This window comes from Streptomyces sp. NPDC051320 (genome assembly GCF_040682175.1).
In the GTDB taxonomy this organism is placed as follows: Bacteria; Actinomycetota; Actinomycetes; order Streptomycetales; family Streptomycetaceae; genus Streptomyces.
In genome coordinates, this window is record NZ_JBFBAL010000012.1 from 76,230 (window position 1) to 98,585 (window position 22,356).

Below are 22,356 nucleotides of genomic sequence, written 5' to 3' on the forward strand. Positions count from 1 at the left end.
CGAGGACCAGGCCGGCCGTGACCACCACGGCCGTGGTGACGGCGACAACGCCCGGCCGCACGGTGGTATGCACACCGGTGGTGGCGCCCTCGCCATGATCAAGGGTGACGACGGGAACTCGGACCAGGGCGCCGAGGACCAGGCCGGCCGTGACCACCACGGCCGTGGTGACGGCGACAACGCCCGGCCGCACGGTGGTATGCACACCGGTGGTGGCGCCCTCGCCATGACCATGGGTGACGACGGGAACTCGGACCAGAGCGACCAGGCGGGCAATGACGACCACGGCAAGGCCGACCACGAGAAGGGCGACCACGACAACGGCCGGCCGCACGGTGGTATGCACACCGGTGGTGGCGCCCTGGCCCTGACCACGGCCGTGACCACGGGCGACGACGGCGGCTCGGCCTCCGGTGTCGACCGCGGCGACTCCTGGAAGGGTGACCACGACAAGTCGCGCGAGGACGTCCGGCCGCACGGTGGCATGCACACCGGTGGTGGTGGCATGGCCGTCACCAACGGCAGCCTGGCCGCAGGTTCGATGCTGCTGCTGGGTGGCATGGGTGCGGGCGCGTTCGTGCTGCGCCGTCGCCGCGGCAGTGTCTCGGGCCTTTCCGCTGCCTGACCGATTCCGCACCACCGTACGTTTCAGAGCTGACGAGGCCACCGCCCACCACGGGCGGTGGCCGCGGCGGTGGTCATTGCCGCTCGCCGGCCCGCATCCTCGCTCCCCGCCCGCACGTGCCACCACCCCGTTCTCGAAAGGCAGCGCACCACCCCCATGGCCGCCGAGAAGCTCCCCCCGCCGCATCCGTCCTCCCCGCCCGCCCCGCACCCCTCGTCCTCCCCGACCCCGCCGCCTCCCCCGCAGCCGTCGTACCCGCCGCCGCGCTCACGCTCCCCGTTCCGCGCGTTCCCGAAGAGACGTGTGAGCCCGCTGTACCGCGCACTGATGTTGCCGGTCGCGGCCATGGCCGCGGGGGTGCTCCTCCTCTGCAACTCCTTCGCCACCCCGACCGACGACGCCAAGGCGCAGTCCGGTCCCGAGGTCGTCGCGTCCGCCCCCGCCCCGCGGGTGGCCGCTCCCACTCCGGCCGGCGTCGCCCCGCTGCCTCGCTCCACGCCGACGCGGATCACGATCCCGAGCATCGCCGTCAACGCGCCGTTCACCCCCCTCGACATCGGCGCCTCCGGGCAGCTCAACGCGCCACCCCCCAACAACACCAACCTGGTCGGCTGGTACCGGGGCGGTGTCACCCCCGGCGAGCGCGGTACGGCGATCGTCGCGGGACACGTCGACACCAAGACCGGGCCTGCCGTGTTCCTGCTGCTCCGCACGCTGAAGCCGGCGAGCACGGTGAACATCACGCGGCAGGACGGCACCATCGCCGTCTTCAAGGTCGACTCCGTGGAAACCTTCAGCAAGGCCAACTTCCCGAACGACCGCGTCTACGCCGACACCCCCGACCCGCAACTGCGGGTGATCACGTGTGGTGGCGCCTACGACAGGAAGGCCCAGGACTACGAGGACAACGTCGTCGTCTTCGCCCACCTCGACTCGGTGAAGCACACCTGATCCGCCGGCGCACCTCACACGGTGAACAGCCGCGCCGCGTTGTCATGGCAGACCGCACGCAGCCACGCGTCACCCAACCCGGTGCGCTCCAGCGCGCGGAGCGCGTCGATGTACGGATAGGGGAGGTTGGGGAAGTCCGTCCCCAGCAGCACCCGGTCCCGCAGGTCGGCCAGCCGGGGGAGCGCGGCGCGCGGGAACGGAGCAGCGGCCTCCGCGAACGGCGTGAACGCCATGGTGGTGTCCAGCATGACCCCCTCGTGGCGTTCCGCGAGCCCGAGGAACTCCTCGTACTCCGGCATCCCGAGGTGCGCGACGATCAGCCGCAGCCGCGGATGCCGTCCCAGCAGCTCGGCGATGGGGCCGGGCCCGGTGAAAGGGCCGGGCACCGGCCCGGACCCGCAGTGCGTCACCACGGGGGTCCCGTGGTCGGCCAGCAGCCCCCATACGCCGTCGAGCAGCGGGTCGTTCGGGTCGTAACCGCCCACCTGCAGGTGGCACTTGAAGACCCGCGCGCCCTGGTCCAGCGCCCGGCGCACGTCATCGACCGCCTCCGGCTCGGCGAAGAAGGTGGCCGTGTGCAGACACTCCGGAACCCGCGCCGCGAAGTCGGCGGCCCAGTCGTTCAGCCAGCGGGCCATCCCCGGTTTGTGCGGGTAGAGCATGCTCGTGAACGCCCGCACCCCGAAGCCCCGCAACGTCTCGACCCGGTGCTTCTCCTCCTCCCGGTACGTGATCGGCCACGGCCGCCCGATCAGCGGCCCGGCCGCGTCGAAGTAGGCCCACACCTTGGCCAGCACCCGCTCCGGCATGAAGTGCGTGTGCACATCGATCAGCGCCTCCAGCCCCACCGCCCGCCGGAACGCGGCAACCTCGGCCTGCTCGGTCTCGCCACCGGGCGGTATCGGCTTCTCCGGCATGGGGCCGCTCCCTCGTCGTGTACCAGCACTGTTCGGCAGGACGGCCTCGGGCCGTCGCCGGACAGCGATCATCCTCCTGCGGACGGGTGCGCGACGTGGCCGGGGTCCGTACGCCTGCCCACCGCCCCGCCGGCCGGGTCAGAGGCCGGGCGGGCGCATCGTCCCTCCGTTCGGCCGCCCCGGGTGGCCGGTGGCCGCACCGTGGGTGAGACTCGGCGGAGTTCACCGAATGCCGGCCGCTGTCCGCCGGACGGTCCCGAGGAGTCGCTCTGATGTCAGCGGACGCCCCGGTGGGAGACGATCGGAACGCCGCCCTGCTCGAGGACCCGTTCGGCCCGCTGAGGAGCAAGAACTACCTCATGCTCCTCGTGCTGACCGGTCTGTTCGGCGTACTGATCTCAGCGGGCGCCTACGGCTTCCTCGAAGCGGTCTCCCATCTGCAGAGCGCCCTCTACACCGACCTGCCGACGGCTCTCGGCTTCCACCGGCCGCCGCCCTGGTGGCCGCTCCCGCTTCTCGCGGTTGCCGGGTTCCTGGTGGCACTGACGGTGCGGTTCCTGCCGGGCAACGGTGGGCACCAGCCGGCCGAGGGCCTCAAGACCAAGGAAACCGCCGCCGCCGCCGACCTCCCCGGTGTGCTGCTCGCAGCTGTCGCCTCGCTGGCACTCGGTGCGGTCGTCGGGCCCGAGGCGCCGCTGATCGCGCTGGGCGGGGGCTCGGCGGTGTACGCCTTCCGCTTGCTCAGACCCGACTCCGAGGCCACGTCCCGGGCAATGGTGGGGGCCGCCGGCAGTTTCGCCGCGATCAGTGCCTTGCTCGGTTCGCCGTTGCTGGGAGCGTTTCTGCTGATGGAGGCATCGGGGCTGGGTGGCCCGGCGCTCGGGATCGTACTGCTGCCCGGTCTGCTGGCCTCCGGCATCGGGTCCCTGGTCTTCACCGGCCTCGGTTCGTGGGCAGGAGTCAAAGGCGTCACGCTGGTCATCCCGCACCTCCCGCCCACCGAGCGGCCCGATGTCGCCCAGTTCGCCTGGGCGTTGGCGATCGGCGTCGCGATGGCGTTTCTCGGCACCGGCATCCGCTCCCTGGCACTGCGTCTGCAACGCCAGGTGAACCGCCGCAGGATGGCCTGGACCCCGGCTCTGGGTCTCGTCGTGGCGGCCCTGGCCATCGCCTATGCGGAGGGCACCGGCAAGGGCGCGTCCGATGTGCTGTTCTCCGGGCAGAGCGCGCTGCCCCACTTGCTGCTGCACACCGGCAGTTACTCGGCGTGGGCCCTGATCCTGCTGATCGTCTGCAAGGGACTCGCCTACTGCGCTTCGCTGTCCGCGTTCCGCGGTGGCCCGATCTTCCCCGCGATGTTCCTCGGTGCCGCGTGCGGGATCGTGGTCTCCCATCTCCCGGGGCTGCCGTACGTCACCGGCGCCGCCATGGGGATGGGCGCGATGTCGGTGGCGATGCTCAAGCTGCCGTTGACCTCCGTCCTGCTTGCCACGCTGCTGCTCGGCTCCGACGGAGTGGACGTGATGCCTCTGGTGATCGTCGCGGTGGTCGTCTGCCACGTCACCGTTTCCTGGCTCACACCGCCGTCCGGGCGGTCCCTCCACCCACGGCGAAAAAGAGAAGGCGGGAACCGGCGGGGTTTGCCAGGATGAACTCGCCCTCACCCGACCTGGAAGGCCCCGGACGACCATGGCCCACGCCGTCACCCTGATCCGCTCCGCCGCCCTGTCCGACGTCGCGGAGTACGCCTACGCGGCCACGACACCCGCCGACGCACGGCTGATTTTCCTCGCCGGGGCCTGCCCGCTGAACGAGGACGGCACGACGGCGGCGGTCGGAGACTATGCGGGTCAGGCCGCCCAGGCCGTCACGAACATGCAGACCGCACTCGCTGCCGCAGGCGCCTCCCCGCAGGACGTCATCAGCACCAGGGTGCTCGTCGCGTCCGCTCGGCGGGAAGACCTGGTGACCGCCTGGAAGGTGGTCCGGGACTCGTTCGGTGAACACGACGTGCCCAGTACGTTGATGGGCGTCACCGTGCTCGGCTACCAGGACCAGCTCGTCGAGATCGAAGCGGTTGCCGCCGTGCTCGACTCCTGACGCGGGCCACGGCCTGCCGGTGAGCGTCGCTTTCGGGGCGCCCGGGCGGCGAGGAGATCCGCAGGGCCGGGGCCGTACGCGGCGTCGAGCCCCCTGCAGTCTGCTCTCCACGTCATGGGTCCCGGTCCGGTAACCAGGGGTTCGACGGCCCGGCCGCGCGAACTGGTCCAGTTGGCGCACATGCGCCTCAGCGTCGACGTGGCGTGCGGCCGTGGCCTCCGATTCGGCTCTTGCTGCTGTGAGTCCGGCTCTTGACCCTCACGTGACGTCAGGCTGCATAGTCGGTGCCGTGGAGGATCGCTGGACCGTGGGACGCGTGGCCGAGCTGGCCGGCGTGAGCGTCCGCACGCTGCATCACTATGACGAGATCGGGCTCGTGCGTCCGTCGGCGCGGACCCCGGCCGGGTACCGCGCCTACTCGGCGGATGACGTGGAGCGACTCAGGGAAGTGCTGGCCTAGCGACGGCTGGGCTTCGGGCTGCGGGAGGTTGCGGAACTGGTTGGCGACTCGTCCACCGACGCAGTTGCGCACCTGCGCCGACTGCGCGGCCTGCTGCTGGAGCGGCGTGATCGCGCTGACGCCATGGTGACGGCCATCGATAGGGAACTTGAGGCACGGGCGAAGGGACTGAAGGTGACACCGGAGGAGCAACTGGAGATGCTCGGTGCACGGCTGTACGACGCGATCGGCGGCGCCTACACCGCGACTCGGCGTACCGAGCCGCGGATCGCCGCGCAGATCTTGGCCGCGCTCGGGGACGCACAGACGGTGGTGAACGTCGGGGCTGGCACCGGCTCCTACGAGCCTGTTGATCGCGATGTGACCGCGGTGGAGCCATCGGCGGTCATGCGGGGGCAGCGGCCTGCGGGCTCGGCGCCTTGCGTGGCCGCCGCTGCGGAGAGTCTGCCGTTCGAGGACCACTCCTTTGACGTCGCGATGGCCGTCTCCACCGTTCACCACTGGGGGACCCGATAGCGGGGTTGCGCGAAATGCGGCGTGTGGCCCGCCGGGTGGTGGTGCTCACCTTCGACACCGACGAGCCCGGATGGCAGGACCGGTTCTGGCTTACCCGCGACTACCTGCCCGAGTTCGCCGCCGTCCTCGCAGAATTTCCCTCGCTCGCCGGGATGGCCGATGCGATCGGCGCCCGCGCTGAGCCGGTGCCCATCCCGTGGGACTGCGCTGACGGCCTGTTCGAGGCGTACTGGCGCCGACCGGACGCGTATCTGGAGGATCACGTGCGCCGTGCGATGTCAGTGTGGACGAGGGTCGGGCCGGAGGCCGAGCAGCGGGCGGTACGCAGCCTCAGCGACGACCTCGACTCCGGCCGGTGGGCCGAGCGCAACAGCGACCTCGCTCACCTCGACGCGGCAGATCTCGGCCTCCGCCTGCTCATCGTCTAAAGGACACCGATCGCAGTCCTTGACCCGGCGCCCGCCAGGACAACGGTGACGCGTCCCTCCTGATAGCGGTGATGTCCCATGGCCATCCCGTTCTCAGCGCCCACCACGGTTCCGCTTGTCCCGGGAGCCGGAGAGGACCCGGTGGCGGACAGCGGCACCGCCTTACGCGGCTACCGTGAGGCCAAGTCAGGTGATCAGCCTGATGTGGCCGTGGACAGCGGCGTCGAGATTCCGGTGCCCGGATGCGGATGCAGAGGTCCGCGCGGTTGCCCCGGAGCGAGGCACGGAGCACAGCCCTGGCTCGCTCGGCGGCCGGCACATCGGCGAGTCCGTCGAGGGCCCGGAGCTCTTACGGGCTTTCCGACTCCGAGAAGACCCGGTCGGTGGCCTCACAGCGAACGTGGCACGCGCCCTCCACACGCCCTGCCAGGGTGGCAGAGGTCATGGAGACCCACGGGGAGCAGTAACCCCAGGGGCGCCGAGGGCTTGCCAGGCCGCCGATCAGAGCGTTTTGGCGGCGGAGTGCGCGATGAAGGTGGACCAGGCGCCGGGGGATACGACGAGAGGGCTGATCTCTGTGTCCTTGGAGTCACGGACATGGACTGCGTCAGGACGGTGAGCGACCTCGATGCAGTTGTCGTTCTCGCTGCCGCTGTAGCTGCTCTTGAACCAGTCCAGTTGTGTGCTGCTCATAGGGCTCCTCGCATCTGTTTCAGCAGGCTCACCGTAGCCCCGCAATCGAGGGCCTGCGAACGCAGTTTGCCATAGCGCTGGAGGAGCACACTGACGTCCTTCGGGGACGTGATGAGGTTGCTCGACCGTTGCCCCTCCGTGTAGCCGATCCACCGGTGATCCGGCGTTTCGGCCAGGTACATCTGGCCATCGACGCCTGCGTGGTCTTCCTGGCAGACCGGCATCAGCTGGATCTCAACATTGCGCCGACTTCCCACGCGTAAAAGGTGATCGATGACCTCGGAGGTGACGCGGCGGCCGCCCACGTGCCGTTCCAGGAGCGTCTGCTCGACGACGAAACTGAAGGTGGTACTCGGCCGCTGGGCGAAGAGTTGCTGGCGGTCGAGTCGAAGGCCTACCTCACGCTCGAGTTCGTCCTCCGCGATCGGAGGCACCCGCCGCTCAAAGATGGCCCGAACGTAGGGTTCCGGCTGCAACAACCCTGGAATGGCACGGCACTCGTACGCATACAGCGACACCGCCTCCTCCTCGATCCCCGCCCACTGCCGGAACCACGAGGCCAGCCCCGCCTTTCGTGTCAGGCTCTGCGCCGCCGCCTTCAGTACGCGTCCGGCCGTCGGCCCCAGTACGGCCTCCGACCGCTCGATCAGCTCCCGTGGCGGGAACCGTTTCCCCTGCTCGATCTTGGCGACGTAGTGGGCCGAGGACTGAACGCGGGGCGCGAACTCCTCCTGCGTCAGCTGGGCTTCGTCCCGTAAGACCTTCAACACCACGCCGAAGGTCCTGAGGCTTTCCGACATCTCGGGTTCGCTGTTCGTGCCGCCGCCACCATGGTCCGCCGTCATCGCCGCCCGCCTTTCGCTCCCGTACTCCGCGAACGCCCCCCACCCGTTCATCGTTACGGGGAGTTACCCACCCAGTCCAGAAGGGCGACCAGTACAGACCGCTCTGTACTGGCTCCGTCCCTGTTGGCGTGCGCTCGGCCTGGCGAGTCTGGCGAACATGTCAGCTTCCCGTGCCCAAGGGGCCGTCGCCGTCAGTTCGTTCGTTCAGCGGTTCTCCGCCACCCGGCGCGGTGCACGGCTGGCGCGCCGGCTCGCCACGCATCAACTGAACGGCTGGGGACTCGCGTACGGCAACCCCGTCTCCGACTCCGTGGCGCTGCTCGTCGCCGAACTGGCGGCCAACTCCGTGCTGCACGGCCGTGTGCCGGGGCGCGACTTCGAGCTGCGCCTGATGTACGACCGGGCTGCGGGCGTCGTGCGGATCGAGGTGTCCGACACGCATCCCGCTCAACCTGCCCGCGTAAGGCGTCCCGAGGATGCGGATGGCGGGCGCGGTTTGGTCCTCGTCGAGGCCGTCGCCGCCCGCTGGGGAGTGAGTGAACGAGTGGGCCCGGGTAAGACCGTGTTCGCGGAGTTGGAGTTCGGCACTGGTCACGACGGGCACGCTCGACACTGACGGACCGGTATGTACCACTTCTTCTGCTTTCCTGTCACGGCACGTCGACTCGCATGTCACGGGGATGTCTTGATCCAACTCCGGTCGCAACGGCTCGCCACGTCATAGGTGTCCTATGAAACAACAGCGTCCCGCTCAGCCGGAGCGAGCGGGACGACACCGCTTCCCAGGAGTACCGATGCGCGTCAAGAAGATCTCCGCCCTCGCCCTCGTCGTCGCCGCTGCGGGCCTCTCGCTGACCGCGTGCAGTGGCAGCGACGGATCGAGCGCCTCCGCCAAGACCGGCGCGTCCACCGCCGTCAGCGGCTCCACCGACTCCACGGGCTCCACCGACGGCCAGCGCTCGACATCGGGTTCCTCCGCGTCCGGCTCCTCCACCGCCTCCTCCTCGTCCGGCTCCGCCACCAGCTCATCCAACGGCTCCCATGCGGGTGGCGAGGCGAACACCGCCAAGACCCAGTCCGCGACGTCGGGCTCCATGTGCAGGACCGACGATCTCGGCTTCAGCGCCGCCTCCGCGGGGGTCAAGAACGAGATAGTCGTCAACCTGAAGAACAACGGTTCCCGCGCGTGCTCCATGCACGGCTTCCCGGGCGTCCAGCTCGTGGGCCCCGACGGCCTGGGCGACACCGGGCCCGACGCCGCCCGCACCGACGCCTCGGGGGCCACCGTCAAGATCGCGCCCGGCGAGGAGACCCGCTTCCTGCTGCACTACATCCCCGACACCAGCGGCTCCGGCAAGACCTACACCAGGCTGTCCGTGACCCCGCCCAACGAGAAGGTCTCGGAGATCGTGAATCTCAACGCCCTGGCGATCACCATCGCCGCTCCCAGCGGCCACGCTCCCGACGTCTACGTCGACCCGGTCGGCTACCACGTCGGCTCTGGCAAATGACTCGCCCCGTGACAGGGCTCCGCGTGCGCGTCAGCCGCTGTTCAACACCTCACCGCGCCGTGCGTAGTCGACCCCTGGGCTCACCGACACTGGTCGCGCCAGGGGCACCCCGTCGTAAAACGTGAGCAATTCCCGGTGAAGTGTTCACTGCCCGCTCAGTTGAGCGGCAGTGAACAGATCACGGCAAAGTGTTCACGCTTTTTGGCACCACCCCATCCCGGCGCCACCCCGGCGACCGGCACCGAAGGGGGCTCGCCGCGCTATCACGTGCGGTGGGCCTTGGCGTACTGGCCGTTGCGGCCCGCGTCCTCCAGGGCCGCGTTCACCTGGAGCAGCGCGGTGTCGTCCTTCTTCACCCTTCATCGCGAACCGTGGGTGGTATTACCCGCCGTTCAGCCCCTGCACCGCGTCGTACGTAGTCACCCCCGCCCCCACCGGCCGCCCCGCCCGTACGTCCGCTGCCGCGCTCACCGCCGCGTCGAGGGCCACCCGGAACAGCAGCGAGCCGAGGCTCACCCGGCGGACGCCGAGGGCGGCGAGTTGGGTGAGGGTGGGGCCCGAGGGGGAGTAGAGGACGTTCAGCGGGATCGCGCCGAGGAGTTCGACCAGCGCGGTGATCTCGGCGGGCTCGAAGAGGCCCGGGACGAAGGCGCCGTCGGCGCCCGCCTCGCGGTAGGCGGCGAGCCGGGGGGCCGTTTCGGACCGGCGGGTTTTCAGCCAGTGCGTGTCGGTGCGGGCGTTGACGAAGAGGTCCGGTACGGCGGTCTTCACCGCGGCGATCTTCGCCGCGTGCAGGTCCGTGGGGGTGAGCGTGCCGTCGCCCCGGCCGTCCTCCAGGTTGACGCCCACCGCCCCGGCGGCGGCCAGTCGGCGTGCCAGCTCGGCGACCTCCGCCGGGTCGTCGCTGAAGCCGCCCTCGGCGTCGACGGAGAGCAGGAACGGGCGCTGGCCCAGCCGTTGGGCCAGCAGCAGCGTTTCGTCCCTGGTCGCCGCCCGGCCGTCGGGCAGGCCGGCCGCCGCTGCCACGCCGAGGCTGGTCGTACCGATCGCCGGGAAGCCCTGGGCGGCGAGGGCCGCCGCCGATGCGTGGTCCCAGGCGTTGGGCAGCAGGAGGGGCGTCTCGGTGTGGTGGAGGTTGGTGAAGGCGGTCATGGCGTCCCCGGGTCGGTATCGGTGGCGGTCAGGTTGCCGATGGCATCGGCGTAATAGGCCGATCCCACGAGGTGGAAGGCGAGTTGGCGGAAGGTCCAGCCGGCGCCGGGAGAGTGGTCGAGCTGCTCGGGCGTCAGGGTGTGCAGCCGGTTGGTCCAGATCCCGGCGAGTCGGGTCAGTCGGCTGCGGGCCTCGTCGAGGTCCTGCCGGGTGAACGGGGAGAGGTCCGCGCCGGTGGTGATCGCGGAGGCGTGCCAGTGGTCGGGCTGCGGCACCTCACCGGCGAGCCGGGCCTCCAACTCGGCGAGGTGGTCGACGAGGTGATCGGTGACTCGGCGAATCGCCTTGTGCGGCGTGTAGACGCGGTCGTCGGCCGGGAACGGGCGGCCGTCCCAGGCCGTCCAGGTCGACGCGAGGGCCAGGACGTGTTCCACCATGGCGGCAACGACGTCGGCCGGGTCACGGTCGTCCGTGGCAGGGGTGTCGTCGGCGGGGTCGTCGACCGGGGCCCGATCCAGGATTCCGGTGGCCAGGGCCAGCGCGTGGTCCCTGCCGGGGCAGACGCGGGGCGGGCTGCCGAAGGTGAGGGAAGGCGGGCCGGTCCGCTCGGGGTCGAAGGTTCCCGGGTCCGGGAAGACCTCCGGGTCCCGGTTGGCGGCCGCGATGTCCAGGGTGACCAGGTCGCCCTCGGCGATGTCGGTCCCGGCGATCCGGGTGTCGCGGACGGCGAGGCGGCGCATCACCCGCACCGGTGGGTCGTAACGCAGGACCTCGGTCAGCAGCGCTTCGGTCGGCAGGGCCTCGGTTGGCAGGATCTCGGTCGGCAGGGCCTCGGTCGGCAGGGCCTCGTTCGGCAGCGCCTCCGTGGAGCAGCAGTACCCGGCCCGGTCGTCGTCGGCCGCCCGCCGGACGGCCCCGGCGGCCCGGTCGATCAGGCCGCTCGTGGCGTCGCAGGCCTGCACGAGGAGGCCGATCCGGTTGGCGGCCACCTCATCGGCCCCGTCATCGGGCCCGCCGTGGGCTTCCGTACCGGCCGGGTGCACACGGGGCAGCAGCCAGGCCACCGCCGCGTCGGCGTCCGGGTCGTCCCCGCCGAAGTACGACCGTGCCACGATGCCGATCGCCTCCGCGACGGCGGTCGGGTCCGGGAGGCCGAGTTCCCGGGCGAGGGTACGGACCACCAGCAGGCGGGTGTCACCGTCGGGGCCGGACGCGGCGGCCGCCCCGAGGGCCGCCCGGTCCAGGCGGGCCAGATCGGCCTCCACCAGGGCCCGGCGGCGGGTGTGGGCGTCACCGGAGCTGAAACGGGCCACGGTCGCCCGCAGCCACGCCATGGTGCCGGGAACACCGGAACCGGCGGCCGGCAGCGGGACCAGAACCGGATCCGCCAGGGCGGCCAGGACCTCCTGGTAGTGATCGAACTCGTGCACGGGGCTGGTCATGCCGCCAAGCTAGAACCGCGACAGTTCGGCGCCGGCCGAACTGTGCGCCGGGGCACGATGGGCCCATGACACTCGCCCGAATCGCCGGACTGCTCGCGGACGAGACCCGGGCCGCGTTCTGCATGGCCCTGCTGGACGGCCGGGCCTGGACGGCCGGTGAACTGGCCCGGCAAGCCGGCGTCTCGCCGTCCACCGCGAGTGAGCACCTGTCCCGCCTGATCGCCGGCGGCCTGCTGGCCGAGGAGCGCCAGGGCCGGCACCGCTACGTCCGGCTGGCCGATCCCACGGTGGCAGCGCTGATCGAGGATCTGGCCGCATACGCCCCGTCCGCCGCCCCGGTCCCGAGGAACCTGCGCGAGTCCACCCGGATGAGCGCCGAGGCGCGGGCCCGGACCTGCTACGACCATCTGGCCGGTCACCTGGGCGTGGCCGTCACTGACGCCGTCATCGGCCGGGGCCTGGTCAGTGACGAGGCGGGGCTCGCCGTCACCGAGCCGGGCCGCCTCTGGTTCGCCGGACTTGGCATCGAGCTGTCCGCCCCCGACGGGGCCGGGCGGAAGGGCTCCCGGCCGGTGGTCCGCAGTTGCCTGGACTGGACGGAACGCCGCGTCCATCTGGCGGGCGTGCTCGGGGCTGCGCTCTGCGGACACGCCATCGAGCGGCGCTGGGTGGAGCGGATCGGCGGCGGCCGGGCGCTGAAGGTGACGCCCGGCGGCAGGCGGGCCTTGAAGGAGTTGCTCGAGGTCGAGATGTGACCGGAGGCGGTGGATGGGCGGCCTGCTGCTAAGTTGCCTGCATTGCTGCTAATCTGCATGCATGACTGCTCTCACCATTCGTGACGTCCCAGAAGAGACCATTGAGCAACTCAAGATCCGCGCCGTCGTGGCGAAGAAGTCCCTTCAGGCATATGCGCTCGACGTGTTGCAGCGCCAGCTCTGGGAAGAGCGGGCGCATGAGGACATGACTCGCCTGCGTACGGAAGATCTCTCCGGCGAACCGGACGCGTGGGGATATGACGAGGGCGGTCAACCGGTGGACCTGCGGAGTCGGAGGGATTCCCGTTGATTCGGGGGGCGGTGTATCGCGTAGACCTCGGCGATGCCAAACGGGGACACGAGCAGCGCGGACGCCGCTATGGGCTGGTGGTAAGCGTCCAGCGTGACACCTGGTCGACTGTCGTGATCGTGCCGACCTCGACCAGCGCCCAGCCTGCGGTCTTCCGCCCCCAGCTGACCATCGCGGACCGGGACACTCTTCTCCTCGTCGACCAGATCCGTACGATCGACACCCGTTACGTCGTCGGAGACCCGGTGGATTACCTGGCGAACGAGGACATGGCGCAGGTCGAGCAGACCTTGAGCCTGTACCTGGGCCTCCACGGTTGAGATGGACCGGGCGCCCGCCAGGTCCCGGCAGTCCCGGGATGTGACTCGCCCCACGTTCCGAGTGCGGCGGGCCATCCGGGGCAGGCACCAGACCGAGCGGCCGTGTGCGCCTTCCCGGTGATCACTGAGTGAGCGGGACATCTCATGATGTGATACATCGGGGGAGCCGTGCGGCCGCTCGCTAGACTGAGCCGACCGCAGTAATGACTGGATCGAGGAGCGCACGTGGGCCTTGTCGTGCAGAAGTACGGAGGCTCCTCCGTAGCCGATGCCGAGGGCATCAAGCGGGTCGCCAAGCGAATCGTCGACGCCAAGAAGAGTGGCAACCAGGTGGTTGTCGTGGTGTCAGCGATGGGCGACACAACGGACGAGTTGATCGATCTTGCCGAGCAGGTGTCGCCGATCCCTGCCGGGCGAGAGTTCGACATGCTACTGACCGCCGGAGAGCGGATCTCCATGGCACTGCTGGCCATGGCGATCAAAAACCTGGGCCACGACGCCCAGTCGTTCACCGGCAGCCAGGCCGGTGTCATCACCGACTCGGTCCACAACAAAGCGCGGATCATCGACGTCACGCCGGGCCGGATCCGCACCGCGCTCGACGAGGGCAACGTGGCGATCGTCGCCGGGTTCCAGGGCGTGTCCCAGGACAAGAAGGACATCACCACGCTCGGCAGGGGTGGCTCGGACACGACCGCGGTCGCGCTGACTGCTGCCCTTGACGCCGAGGTCTGTGAGATCTACACCGATGTGGACGGTGTCTTCACCGCCGACCCCCGGGTCGTCAGGAAGGCCCGGAAGATCGACCGGATCTCCTTCGAGGACATGCTGGAGCTCGCGAGTTCCGGCTCGAAGGTGTTGCTGCACCGATGCGTGGAGTACGCGCGCCGTTACAACATCCCGATCCATGTCAGATCCTCGTTCTCGGGACTGCAGGGCACCTGGGTCAGCAACGAAGTACGCCAAGCACACGAAGCACAAGGGGAACGCACGGTGGAGCAGGCCATCATCTCCGGTGTCGCCCACGACACCTCCGAGGCGAAGATCACGGTCGTCGGCGTCCCCGACAAGCCCGGTGAGGCGGCGGCCATCTTCCGCGCCATCGCGGACAGTCAGGTCAACATCGACATGGTGGTGCAGAACGTCTCCGCCGCGTCCACCGGTCTGACCGACATCTCCTTCACGCTCCCCAAGGACGAGGGCCGCAAGGCCGTCGACGCCCTGGAGAAGTCCAAGGCGATCGTCGGCTTCGACTCGCTGCGCTATGACGACCAGATCGCCAAGATCTCGCTGGTCGGCGCCGGCATGAAGACCAACCCCGGGGTGACGGCGACCTTCTTCGAGGCGCTCTCCGACGCCGGTGTGAACATCGAGCTGATCTCGACCTCCGAGATCCGCATCTCGGTGGTCACCCGCGCCGACGAGGTCAACGAGGCCGTGCGCGCCGTGCACACCGCCTTCGGCCTCGACAGCGACTCGGACGAGGCAGTCGTCTATGGGGGCACCGGTCGATGACCGGTGAACCGACGCTCGCGGTCGTCGGAGCGACCGGAGCCGTCGGTGCTGTTCTGCTCCAGATGCTGTCGCAGCATGCCGACGTCTGGGGCGACATCAGGCTGATCGCCTCGCCGCGCCGGACCGGCCGCAGCCGGGTCGTGCGCGGCGAGGAAGCCGAGGTGCTGCCGCTCACCGAGGAGGCCCTCGACGGCGTGCAGGTCGCGATCTTCGCCGTCCCCGACGAGGTCGCCGCGCGGTGGGCACCGATCGCCGCGGCCAAGGGCGCGGTCGTGGTGGACGGTTCGGCCGCCTTCCGGATGGACCCGGCGGTGCCGCTGGTGGTGCCCGAGGTCAATCCCCATGCCCTGCGGCTCAGGCCACGCGGCATCATCGCCTCCCCGCACTGCACCACCCTGGCCATGATCGTGGCAGTCGGTGCGCTGCACGCCGAGTTCGGGCTGCGGGAGCTGATCCTCTCGACGTACCAGGCGGTGAGTGGCGCCGGCCATGCCGGGATCGAGGCGCTGCGCGGCCAGACCAAGCTGGTCGCGGACACCGAACTGGGCACCCGCCCCGGCGATGTGCGCCGGGCCGTCGGGGACGACACCGGTCCCTTCCCCGCTCCCATCGCGCTGAACGTCGTCCCCTGGTCGGGCTCGGTCGCCGCCGACGGCTGGTCGTCGGAGGAGCTGATGCTCCGTGACGAGACCCGCAAGATCCTGGACCGGCCGAAGCTCCCGGTGGCGGCGACCTGTGTACGGGTTCCGGTCGTCACCACCCATTCGCTTTCGGTGCACGCACGCTTCGAGAACGAGCTCACCATCGCCCGCGCGCACGAGATCCTGGCGACCGCCCCCGGGGTGGTGCTCTTCGACGACCCGGACGCGGGCGATTTCCCGACGCCGGCCGACGCGGTGGGCACGGATCCGGCCTGGGTGGGACGCGTACGGCGCTCGATGGACGATCCGCAGGCGCTGGAGCTGTTCGTCTGCGCGGACAATCTCCGCAAAGGCGCCGCACTGAACGCGGCTCAGATCGCCGAGGCAGTGGCCGCGGAGCTCGTGACCTCGGAACCTTTGTAGAATCCGTGCACGCACTGTGAGGAAGACCTTGGTCTGCACCACTTGAACTGTGACGGGTGCCTGTTACACGATTCACTCCCCCGGGGCAGCTGCGGTCATCTGCAACCGCCGCTGCGCCGACAGCGTCTTGGGGTTCACCTCTTTCTGCGCGGGTGTCATGAGCGGCAGCGCACGAAAGGGACATTGGGGAGATCGGTACGCATGAGGGCAGTGCGCATGAGGGCATCACACGCGCGGGCGTTGGCCACATCGCCAAAAGCGATGCCATACGCGTACAACCCTGACGGGGGGAAGCGTGTCCAACTGGCGTGGCAGAGGTTCTCGATATCGCAGCGGTGTCCGGACGTGGCGGAGTGGTTCGCCCGCTCCGGCGCCCCCGTACGCCCGGTGGCATGCCGGTGATCGCCCCCGTGCCGGCCACCCGCCCCACCAGGATTCCCTCCCAGAGCGGCGGGGGCGCTGACGACATCATGGCCGTCGGCACCACCGTCGATCACCTCACCGAGACCTACCGCGCGCACTACCGGTCGTTGCTGGGTCTCGCCGCGCTGCTGCTGGACGACACGGCCTCCTGCGAGGATGTCGTCCAGGAAGCGTTCATCCGCGTGCACTCCGCTCGCAAACGGGTCAGAGACCCCGAGAAGACGCTCGCATACCTGCGCCAGACCGTGGTCAATCTGTCCCGGTCCGCACTGCGCCGCCGCATCCTCGGTCTGAAACTCCTCTCCAAGCCGATGCCGGACATGGCGAGCGCGGAGGAAGGCGCTTACGACCTACTGGAGCGCGACGCGCTGAAGAAGGCCATGCGCAATCTGCAGCGCCGCCAGCGCGAGGTACTGGTGCTCCGTTACTTCGCCGACATGACGGAGGCCCAGGTCGCCGAGGCGCTGGGAATATCGCTGGGCTCGGTGAAGGCATACGGCTCGCGCGGCATCGCCGCGCTGCGGGTGGCCATGGAGGCCCCGGCATGAGCGAGATCAACCGGAACAACCAGGCTGGGAACGGAATGCCGAACGAAGGGCCGGATCACTTCGCGGACGGCCTCGACGAGGACGAGCTCGCGCTGCGTCGGCTGATGCACGGCGCGGTGAAAGACCTCCGGCCGTCCGAGGAAGCGCTCGACCACCTGTACAAGGCCGTTCCGGCCAGGCGGGCCCGCCGCCGTCAGGTGCTGGTCGGCGCGGCCGCGGCCGTCCTGCTGGTCGGTACCGCGATCCCGGCTTTCATCCACGTCGCCGGGGCCGGCGGTGGGCCACCGCGCAATCCCGTAGCGGTGGGGCACCGCCACCATCCCCAGGACAGTACGGGCCCGACGGAGGGAGACGGCGGCGGCAAGAAGGCCACGGACTCACCGTCGGGCAGCAACGCGACCGGCAAGGGCGGAAAGCAGCACAAGCCGTCCGCCACCGGCAAGGACGCACACGCCGGTACGCCGACGGGCGCGGGCGACCCATCGAGCAGCTCGTCGAAGAGCCTGCCAATCTGCGACGCCCAGCAGTTGGGCGTCACCTCGGCGTCGACCGCGCCGGCCGACGCCGACGGCACGGTCTACGGCACCTTCCGGGTCTCGAACGTCTCGGGCACCCAGTGCTCGATCACCGACCCGGGCACCGTGCACTTCCAGGCCATGGGGGCCGCCGACCCGGCCAGGATCGCCGTGGTCGACCACACGGCGGGTGACCCGGCAGCCCGGCTGCCCGACCCCTCGCTGGAGACGACCGGTCTCGTACTGAAGCCGTCCAAGGCGTATGAGGTGAAGTTCGCCTGGGTGCCCTCGGACACTTGCCCCAGCGAGCAGCCGTCACCCGATCCGACACCCTCGGGCGGATCCGACAGCACGGGGAGCACGGGCCAGGACGTGGCGCCGCAGAACTCCGCCAACACCAGCCCGCAGCTGGCCTACGGCGACGGTGACACCTCCGACGGCAGTGTGGCCGTCGTGCACGAGGCGGAGCCGGGCGTACCGGCTGCCGAGGCGACCATCCCCAACGCGTGCGCGGGCACCATCTACCGCACGGGCGTGCTCGACACACCCTGACCGTCGAGGCTCTCCGCGTCGTCCGGGTCCGCCGGGCTCTGCGCGTCCTCCGGGCCGGGCGGCCCTTCCGGTACCAGCCCCAGCGCCAGGTCCCGGGCGGCCTCGGCCTCGCGCCGGATCAGCCGGAACCACATGAAGACGACGAACCCGGCGAAGACGAACCACTCCCCGGTGTAGCCGAGGTTCTGGAACGACTTCAGGTCGAGGCCGCTGTTCTGCGGTGCGGCCGCCGGCACCGCGGTCAGCCCCGCGGAAGCGTGCGGCAAGGTAATCCAGGCGTCGTACACCGGGTAGGGCACCAGGTTCACCAGCGAGGCCGCGCTGATGATCCCGAGCTGCCCCCTGGGCAGACCGCCCTGGGTGTGCGCCCCGTCGGTGCCGCTGTCCTCTGAGGCCTGCAGCGACCCGGTGACGGTGACCTCGTCCTTGGGCGGGGCCGGTGCCTTCGACCCCGCGGGCAGCCACCCGCGCACCACCGGGAGCGCCTTGCCGCCATCGGTGCGCAGCAGGGTCAGCACGTACGAGCCCCGCCTGCCGTCGACGACCCGGTCGGGCACCAGGAACTGCTCCCCGTACCGCCCGGTGGCCCTCGCCTGGCGGCCCGAGGTGTCGAGGGTCACCGGCAGCAGACTCGCCAGCGGGGCGGATGCCTGACGCGTGGGGTCGGGCCGGTGCTCGTCGGAATCGTGCGTGGCGACGCGGGCCTCGAACCTGCTCAGCTGCCAGGACCCCATGAAGATGCAGAAGGGGATGGCGAGCAGGACGAAGACGTTGATCCCCCACCAGCGGGGTGTCAGCAGGAACCGGTACACGCCTCCAAAGGTACGTGGCCGCCGACGGGACTCTCCCCCCGGACCCCGGACCGACGGGCGGCCTACCCCACGTGCCGCGCCACGAAATCCAGCTCCAGGCCCACCTGCTTGACCCGTTCGTCCACCACCAGCGAGCCGTGCCCCGCCTCGTACCGGTACACCTCGTGCACCGCCTGCCGGTCCGCGAGCCGCCGCACGTAGTTCTCGACCTGGCGGATCGGGCACCGGGGATCGTTCACTCCGGCCGAGATGAAGACCGGCGCCCGCACCGCGTCCACATAGGTCAGTGGCGACGACGCCGCGTACCGCTCCGGTACGGATTCCGGGGTGCCGCCGAGCAGCGTACGGTCCATCGCCTTGAGGGCTTCCATCTCGTCGTGGTAGGCGGTGACGTAGTCGGCGACCGGGACCGCCGCCAGGCCCGCCGCCCAGACGTCCGGCTGGGTGCCGAGGCCGAGCAGCGTCAGGTAGCCGCCCCAGGACCCGCCGGAGAGCACCATTTTCGCCGGGTCGGCGAGACCGGAGACGACGGCCCATTCGCGGACCGCCGCGATGTCCTCGAGCTCGATCAGACCGACCCGGTGCTTGAGCGCGTCGGTCCACTCCCGGCCGTATCCGGTCGACCCGCGGTAGTTGACCCGTACGACGGCATAGCCGTGGTCCACCCAGGCCGCGGGCGCGGAGGCGAACTCGTCGCTGTCGTGCCAGGTCGGTCCGCCGTGCACGTCGAAGACGGTGGGGAAAGGGCCGTCCCCCTCGGGCTGCTGCACCAGGGCGTGGATACGGCCGCCGGGCCCCTCCACCCACACGTCCCGCACCGGCACCGAGGCCGGCGCGGTCATCCCCGGCGGGTCCAGGACCACCGCTCCGGAGGTGGACCGCACGACCGGCGGCAGCGCGGCCGACGACCACAGGTACTCGACCGTGCCGTCGGGACGGGCGGTCGCCCCGGACACCGTCCCGGCCGGTGTCTCGACCCGGGCGAGCCGGTGACCGGCGAGCTCGTAGCGCCACAGCTCGCTGCGCGCCTCGAAGCCGTGCACGACCAGCAGCGCGGAGCCGTCCGGATACCACTCGGCGCTGACATCACCGGGCAGGTCGACGGCGAGCGCGGTCTCCTCGCCGGTCGCCACGTCCCACACCATCGGCTCCCAGCGGCCCCGCCGCTGGTGCCCGACGAGCAACCGGGTGTCCCCGGCGACCGGCGCGAAGCCCAGGACCTGCAGGCCCAGCTCCTGCGTACCGCCGCGGGTGTCGTCGAGCTCCGCGACGGACGAACCGTCCGGCCGCACCACGCGCAGCGCGGAGTGCATCGCATCGCCGTGCTCGGTGTGCTCGATCGCGATGAGCGTCCCGTCGTGCGACAGATCGCCGACCCCGGCCGACTCACGGTGCCGGTAGATCTCCACGGGCGCCGCGCCGGGGCGCACCAGGTGGAGGGTGGACCCGTCCTCGTCGGTCGAGCGTCCGACCACCGCCGTGCCGTCCCGCCCGATCGCAAGACCGCCGGAGTAGGCGGGCTCCAGGCCGGGGGTCGCGGGTTCGTCGGGGCCGCCGTGGAAGGGCTGGCGCATCCAGACGCCGAACTCGTCCCCGTCGGTGTCGGCGAACCACCACACCGACTCTCCGTCCGGCGGGAGCACACCGTCGGTGGTTCCGTTCGGCCGGTCGGTGACCTGGCGCTGTTTGCCGCTTGCGCGGTCCCAGGCGTACAGCTCGTACGTGCCGGTCGCGTTGGACACGAACAGCGAGCGGTCCGGTGCGTCCTCCGCCCAGTCGGGCAGCCCGACCCGCGGGGCCCTGAAGCGCTTCTCCCAGGACGGCATCTCGGGCTTACGCGGGGCCTGGCCGGGCGTCGTGTGTGCGTCAGTCATGCGCCCATTGTGTAGGCCCGCGACCGCCGAGTGGGTGGCGCATCCGGTCAGATCTGCTGGGCGGGCCAGTTCAGCAGCCGGGCCCCGATGACGGCCGTCTGCAGCGTGTAGCGGTGCGCCGGGTCTGCGGGGTCGGCGCCGGTCAGCTGCTGAATCCGCTCCAGCCGGTAGGTCAGCGCGCGCACGCTCAGCGACAGCCGACGCGCCGCCTCGGCCGCGATGCAGCCCGATTCGAAGTAGTGGTTCAGCGTGGAGACCAGCGGCTCGGCGCCGCCACGGGCCTGCCGGAGCGGGCCCAGTGCACTGCGGACCAGGTCGACCAGGGCGTCCCGGTCCCGGGTGAGCACCGGGTAGACCAGCAGATCGGCGGCGTGGAGCACCGGCCCGTCCAGATTCATCCGGGCGCCGAGTTCGAGGGCGTTAAGTGCTTCCTCGTAGCTGTGCACGACACCGCCGGCGCCCGGGTGGGGGCGGCCGACCGCGATCAGCGCGCCGTCGTCGGTCGCCGTGTACGTCTGTTTGGCGAAATAGGTGAGCACGTCGTCCTGGTCACCGGGGGCGACGCAGATCAGCCGGCCGTCCTTGGTGGTGAGCAGGATGCTGCGATTGCCGAACCGGCTGAAGAGGGCGAGCCCGACGCTGCGGGTGACGCGGTCGCTCTCGTCGTACGCGGTGCCGCTCTGCGCCACCGCGACGGCGTGCGTCTGCGAGAGGCGCAGCCCGAACCGCTCGGCGCGCTGGGCGAGACGGCCGAGGTCGCTGCCGCCGTACAGCAGATCGTGGATGAACTCCCGCCGGGCCGCCTCCTCCTGGCGTACCGCGACGCGCTGCGCCCGCTCGTACCCCTCGGCGAAGGCGTCGATCGCCAGCTCCACCGCGGTGAGCGCGCTCGCGGCGGAGCCGGTGGGTACGGCCGGCCAGCAGGCGCGGGTGGCGGCGAGGTGCTCGCCGATGAGACTGCGCAGCGTACGGCCGTCCTCGGCGGCCCGTTCGCCGCCGGCCCGGCGGGCATCGAGCTCGTCCCGGGTCGGACGCCGGCCGGTGGCCAGGACCTCGGACAGCATCAGCGCGTATCCGTCCAGGTAGGGCGCGGATGTCTCGGGTCCTGACACGTCTCTCCCGTGCTTCTCTCGTGCGTTCGTCTCGCTGGGTTCGTTTCGGTGCGGCGGTCGTGCCGGGCCCGGCCCTGGCATGCGCGGACCTCGAATATTGCCGGGTTTCGGCAATGCGTCAAGTCGGGGTGGGCGGTCATCATGGGACAGCGGAAACGGGGGAGAGCGTCCCGGTGCCGGAGTGCGGAAACGTACGTCGACGCCGGGACGTTCTGCCGGGGGGTTCGCACGGGGAACGGGGGAGAGCGGTATGGGGGAGTTCATCGACGCCGCTCTCGGTTTTCCCGCGGTGCTGTTCGGGGCCGCGCTGCTGGTCGTCATCGCGTTCTGGCTGCTGGTTCTGGCCGGCGCCGCCGACCACGACGCGTTCTCGCTGTACGGGGGACCGCACGCGGGGATGCACGGGGAAACCGCGCACACGGTGCCGGGTGCCGACGCTGCGGGGGACAGCGCGGTGCCCGTCACCGTGCCGGTGTCGCTGGCGGTGCTGATCGCCTGGTTCGTCAGCCTCACCGGCTCCGTGCTGGTGCGCCGCGCCGAGCCGGCCGGCGGCACCCGCACCCTGCTCGACTCGGCGGTGCTGGCCGCCGCCCTGCTGATCGCCTGGACCGTCACCCGCCGGCTGGTACGCCGGCTGCGCAGCCTCTTCCCGTATCAACCGCCTCCCTCCCGGCTGGACTTCGTGGGACTCACCTGCACCGTCCGCACCGGCACGGTCTCCGCCGACTTCGGCCAGGCCGAAGTCGCGGCCGCCGACGGATCGACTGCGGTCGTGCAGGTGCGGGTGCAGGGCGAGGACGCTCTGCTGGGCCTGCGATCAGGCAGTACCGCCCTGCTCTACGCCTACGACGAGCCCGGCGAGTTCTTCTGGATCACGCCCTACGACCAGGCTCTGGACCCGCGCACCGCCACCTGA

22 protein-coding genes and 1 pseudogene are annotated in these 22,356 nt (G+C 70.6%); 15 read left to right on the forward strand and 8 right to left on the reverse strand.

The window, feature by feature from the left end:
• A partial coding sequence (locus AB0M87_RS25055) for a hypothetical protein (protein WP_365856607.1) occupies positions 1 to 625 on the forward strand: 625 nt, incomplete at its 5' end.
• 327 nt (positions 626 to 952) lie between these two features.
• A complete protein-coding gene (locus AB0M87_RS25060) occupies positions 953 to 1,576 on the forward strand; it encodes a class F sortase (RefSeq protein WP_365856847.1) in 624 nt (207 codons plus the stop codon).
• Positions 1,577 to 1,590: 14 nt separating this feature from the next.
• Here the strand turns inward: AB0M87_RS25060 and AB0M87_RS25065 are convergent, their stop codons facing one another.
• A complete protein-coding gene (locus AB0M87_RS25065; RefSeq protein ID WP_365856609.1) occupies positions 1,591 to 2,493 on the reverse strand; it encodes an amidohydrolase family protein in 903 nt (300 codons plus the stop codon).
• Between the two features lie 272 nt (positions 2,494 to 2,765).
• Here AB0M87_RS25065 and AB0M87_RS25070 point away from each other — a divergent pair, with 272 nt between their 5' ends.
• From AB0M87_RS25070 to AB0M87_RS25080, 3 genes and pseudogenes are all read left to right on the forward strand, one after another.
• Positions 2,766 to 4,145, forward strand: coding sequence for a chloride channel protein (locus tag AB0M87_RS25070; RefSeq protein WP_365856611.1), 1,380 nt, complete (start codon positions 2,766 to 2,768; stop codon positions 4,143 to 4,145).
• Positions 4,146 to 4,182: 37 nt separating this feature from the next.
• A complete protein-coding gene (locus tag AB0M87_RS25075; RefSeq protein WP_365856614.1) occupies positions 4,183 to 4,593 on the forward strand; it encodes a RidA family protein in 411 nt (136 codons plus the stop codon).
• A 307-nt stretch (positions 4,594 to 4,900) separates the two neighbouring features.
• Positions 4,901 to 5,997, forward strand: a pseudogene (locus AB0M87_RS25080) (MerR family transcriptional regulator).
• Positions 5,998 to 6,498: 501 nt separating this feature from the next.
• Here AB0M87_RS25080 and AB0M87_RS25085 read toward each other — a convergent pair.
• Positions 6,499 to 6,690 (reverse strand): DUF397 domain-containing protein, encoded by a 192-nt coding sequence (locus AB0M87_RS25085; protein WP_365856616.1) that lies wholly within the window; start codon positions 6,688 to 6,690, stop codon positions 6,499 to 6,501.
• Positions 6,687 to 7,535 carry a helix-turn-helix transcriptional regulator gene (locus tag AB0M87_RS25090; protein ID WP_365856618.1) on the reverse strand — a complete coding sequence of 283 codons (849 nt, stop codon included), beginning with the start codon at positions 7,533 to 7,535 and terminating at the stop codon, positions 6,687 to 6,689. The genes AB0M87_RS25085 and AB0M87_RS25090 overlap by 4 nt, the downstream gene beginning before the upstream one ends.
• Positions 7,536 to 7,692: 157 nt before the next feature.
• Here AB0M87_RS25090 and AB0M87_RS25095 point away from each other — a divergent pair, with 157 nt between their 5' ends.
• Complete coding sequence (locus tag AB0M87_RS25095; protein WP_365856620.1) at positions 7,693 to 8,151, forward strand: ATP-binding protein; 459 nt, start codon at positions 7,693 to 7,695, stop codon at positions 8,149 to 8,151.
• A gap of 178 nt (positions 8,152 to 8,329) precedes the next feature.
• Positions 8,330 to 9,046, forward strand: a complete 717-nt coding sequence (locus tag AB0M87_RS25100) for a DUF4232 domain-containing protein (protein WP_365856622.1) — start codon at positions 8,330 to 8,332, stop codon at positions 9,044 to 9,046.
• 381 nt (positions 9,047 to 9,427) lie between these two features.
• Here AB0M87_RS25100 and AB0M87_RS25105 read toward each other — a convergent pair whose 3' ends face one another.
• Both AB0M87_RS25105 and AB0M87_RS25110 read right to left on the reverse strand, forming a co-directional pair.
• The gene (locus AB0M87_RS25105) at positions 9,428 to 10,198 is read right to left on the reverse strand and encodes an isocitrate lyase/phosphoenolpyruvate mutase family protein (protein ID WP_365856624.1); all 771 of its coding nucleotides are present in this window, start codon (positions 10,196 to 10,198) and stop codon (positions 9,428 to 9,430) included.
• Positions 10,195 to 11,640 (reverse strand): cytochrome P450, encoded by a 1,446-nt coding sequence (locus AB0M87_RS25110; protein ID WP_365856626.1) that lies wholly within the window; start codon positions 11,638 to 11,640, stop codon positions 10,195 to 10,197. The genes AB0M87_RS25105 and AB0M87_RS25110 overlap by 4 nt, the downstream gene beginning before the upstream one ends.
• A gap of 65 nt (positions 11,641 to 11,705) precedes the next feature.
• Between AB0M87_RS25110 and AB0M87_RS25115 the strand changes: the two genes are divergently transcribed.
• The 7 genes from AB0M87_RS25115 to AB0M87_RS25145 all read left to right on the forward strand — a co-directional run bounded on the left by AB0M87_RS25115 (position 11,706) and on the right by AB0M87_RS25145 (position 17,642).
• Positions 11,706 to 12,395: a winged helix-turn-helix domain-containing protein gene (locus tag AB0M87_RS25115; protein WP_365856628.1), complete on the forward strand. Its 690-nt coding sequence runs from the start codon at positions 11,706 to 11,708 to the stop codon at positions 12,393 to 12,395.
• Between the two features lie 61 nt (positions 12,396 to 12,456).
• On the forward strand, positions 12,457 to 12,705 hold the full coding sequence (locus AB0M87_RS25120) for a hypothetical protein (RefSeq protein ID WP_365856630.1): 249 nt from the start codon (positions 12,457 to 12,459) through the stop codon (positions 12,703 to 12,705).
• Positions 12,706 to 12,716: 11 nt separating this feature from the next.
• The gene (locus AB0M87_RS25125; RefSeq protein WP_365856632.1) at positions 12,717 to 13,025 is read left to right on the forward strand and encodes a type II toxin-antitoxin system PemK/MazF family toxin; all 309 of its coding nucleotides are present in this window, start codon (positions 12,717 to 12,719) and stop codon (positions 13,023 to 13,025) included.
• A gap of 225 nt (positions 13,026 to 13,250) precedes the next feature.
• Positions 13,251 to 14,540, forward strand: coding sequence for an aspartate kinase (locus AB0M87_RS25130; RefSeq protein WP_365856634.1), 1,290 nt, complete (start codon positions 13,251 to 13,253; stop codon positions 14,538 to 14,540).
• Positions 14,537 to 15,604: an aspartate-semialdehyde dehydrogenase gene (locus AB0M87_RS25135; RefSeq protein ID WP_365856636.1), complete on the forward strand. Its 1,068-nt coding sequence runs from the start codon at positions 14,537 to 14,539 to the stop codon at positions 15,602 to 15,604. Before AB0M87_RS25130 ends, AB0M87_RS25135 begins: the two co-directional genes overlap by 4 nt.
• Positions 15,605 to 15,912: 308 nt before the next feature.
• Complete coding sequence (locus tag AB0M87_RS25140; protein ID WP_365856638.1) at positions 15,913 to 16,575, forward strand: SigE family RNA polymerase sigma factor; 663 nt, start codon at positions 15,913 to 15,915, stop codon at positions 16,573 to 16,575.
• Positions 16,572 to 17,642, forward strand: a complete 1,071-nt coding sequence (locus tag AB0M87_RS25145) for a hypothetical protein (protein ID WP_365856640.1) — start codon at positions 16,572 to 16,574, stop codon at positions 17,640 to 17,642. The genes AB0M87_RS25140 and AB0M87_RS25145 overlap by 4 nt, the downstream gene beginning before the upstream one ends.
• On the opposite strand, the gene AB0M87_RS25150 is transcribed toward AB0M87_RS25145, so the two are convergent.
• The 3 genes from AB0M87_RS25150 to AB0M87_RS25160 form a co-directional block, all read right to left on the reverse strand.
• Positions 17,612 to 18,454: an SURF1 family protein gene (locus AB0M87_RS25150; RefSeq protein ID WP_365856644.1), complete on the reverse strand. Its 843-nt coding sequence runs from the start codon at positions 18,452 to 18,454 to the stop codon at positions 17,612 to 17,614. The genes AB0M87_RS25145 and AB0M87_RS25150 overlap by 31 nt on opposite strands.
• A gap of 62 nt (positions 18,455 to 18,516) precedes the next feature.
• Complete coding sequence (locus AB0M87_RS25155; RefSeq protein WP_365856646.1) at positions 18,517 to 20,328, reverse strand: prolyl oligopeptidase family serine peptidase; 1,812 nt, start codon at positions 20,326 to 20,328, stop codon at positions 18,517 to 18,519.
• A gap of 47 nt (positions 20,329 to 20,375) precedes the next feature.
• Positions 20,376 to 21,392 (reverse strand): helix-turn-helix domain-containing protein, encoded by a 1,017-nt coding sequence (locus AB0M87_RS25160; RefSeq protein ID WP_365856849.1) that lies wholly within the window; start codon positions 21,390 to 21,392, stop codon positions 20,376 to 20,378.
• Positions 21,393 to 21,690: 298 nt separating this feature from the next.
• Here AB0M87_RS25160 and AB0M87_RS25165 point away from each other — a divergent pair, with 298 nt between their 5' ends.
• Positions 21,691 to 22,356, forward strand: coding sequence for a hypothetical protein (locus AB0M87_RS25165; RefSeq protein WP_365856648.1), 666 nt, complete (start codon positions 21,691 to 21,693; stop codon positions 22,354 to 22,356).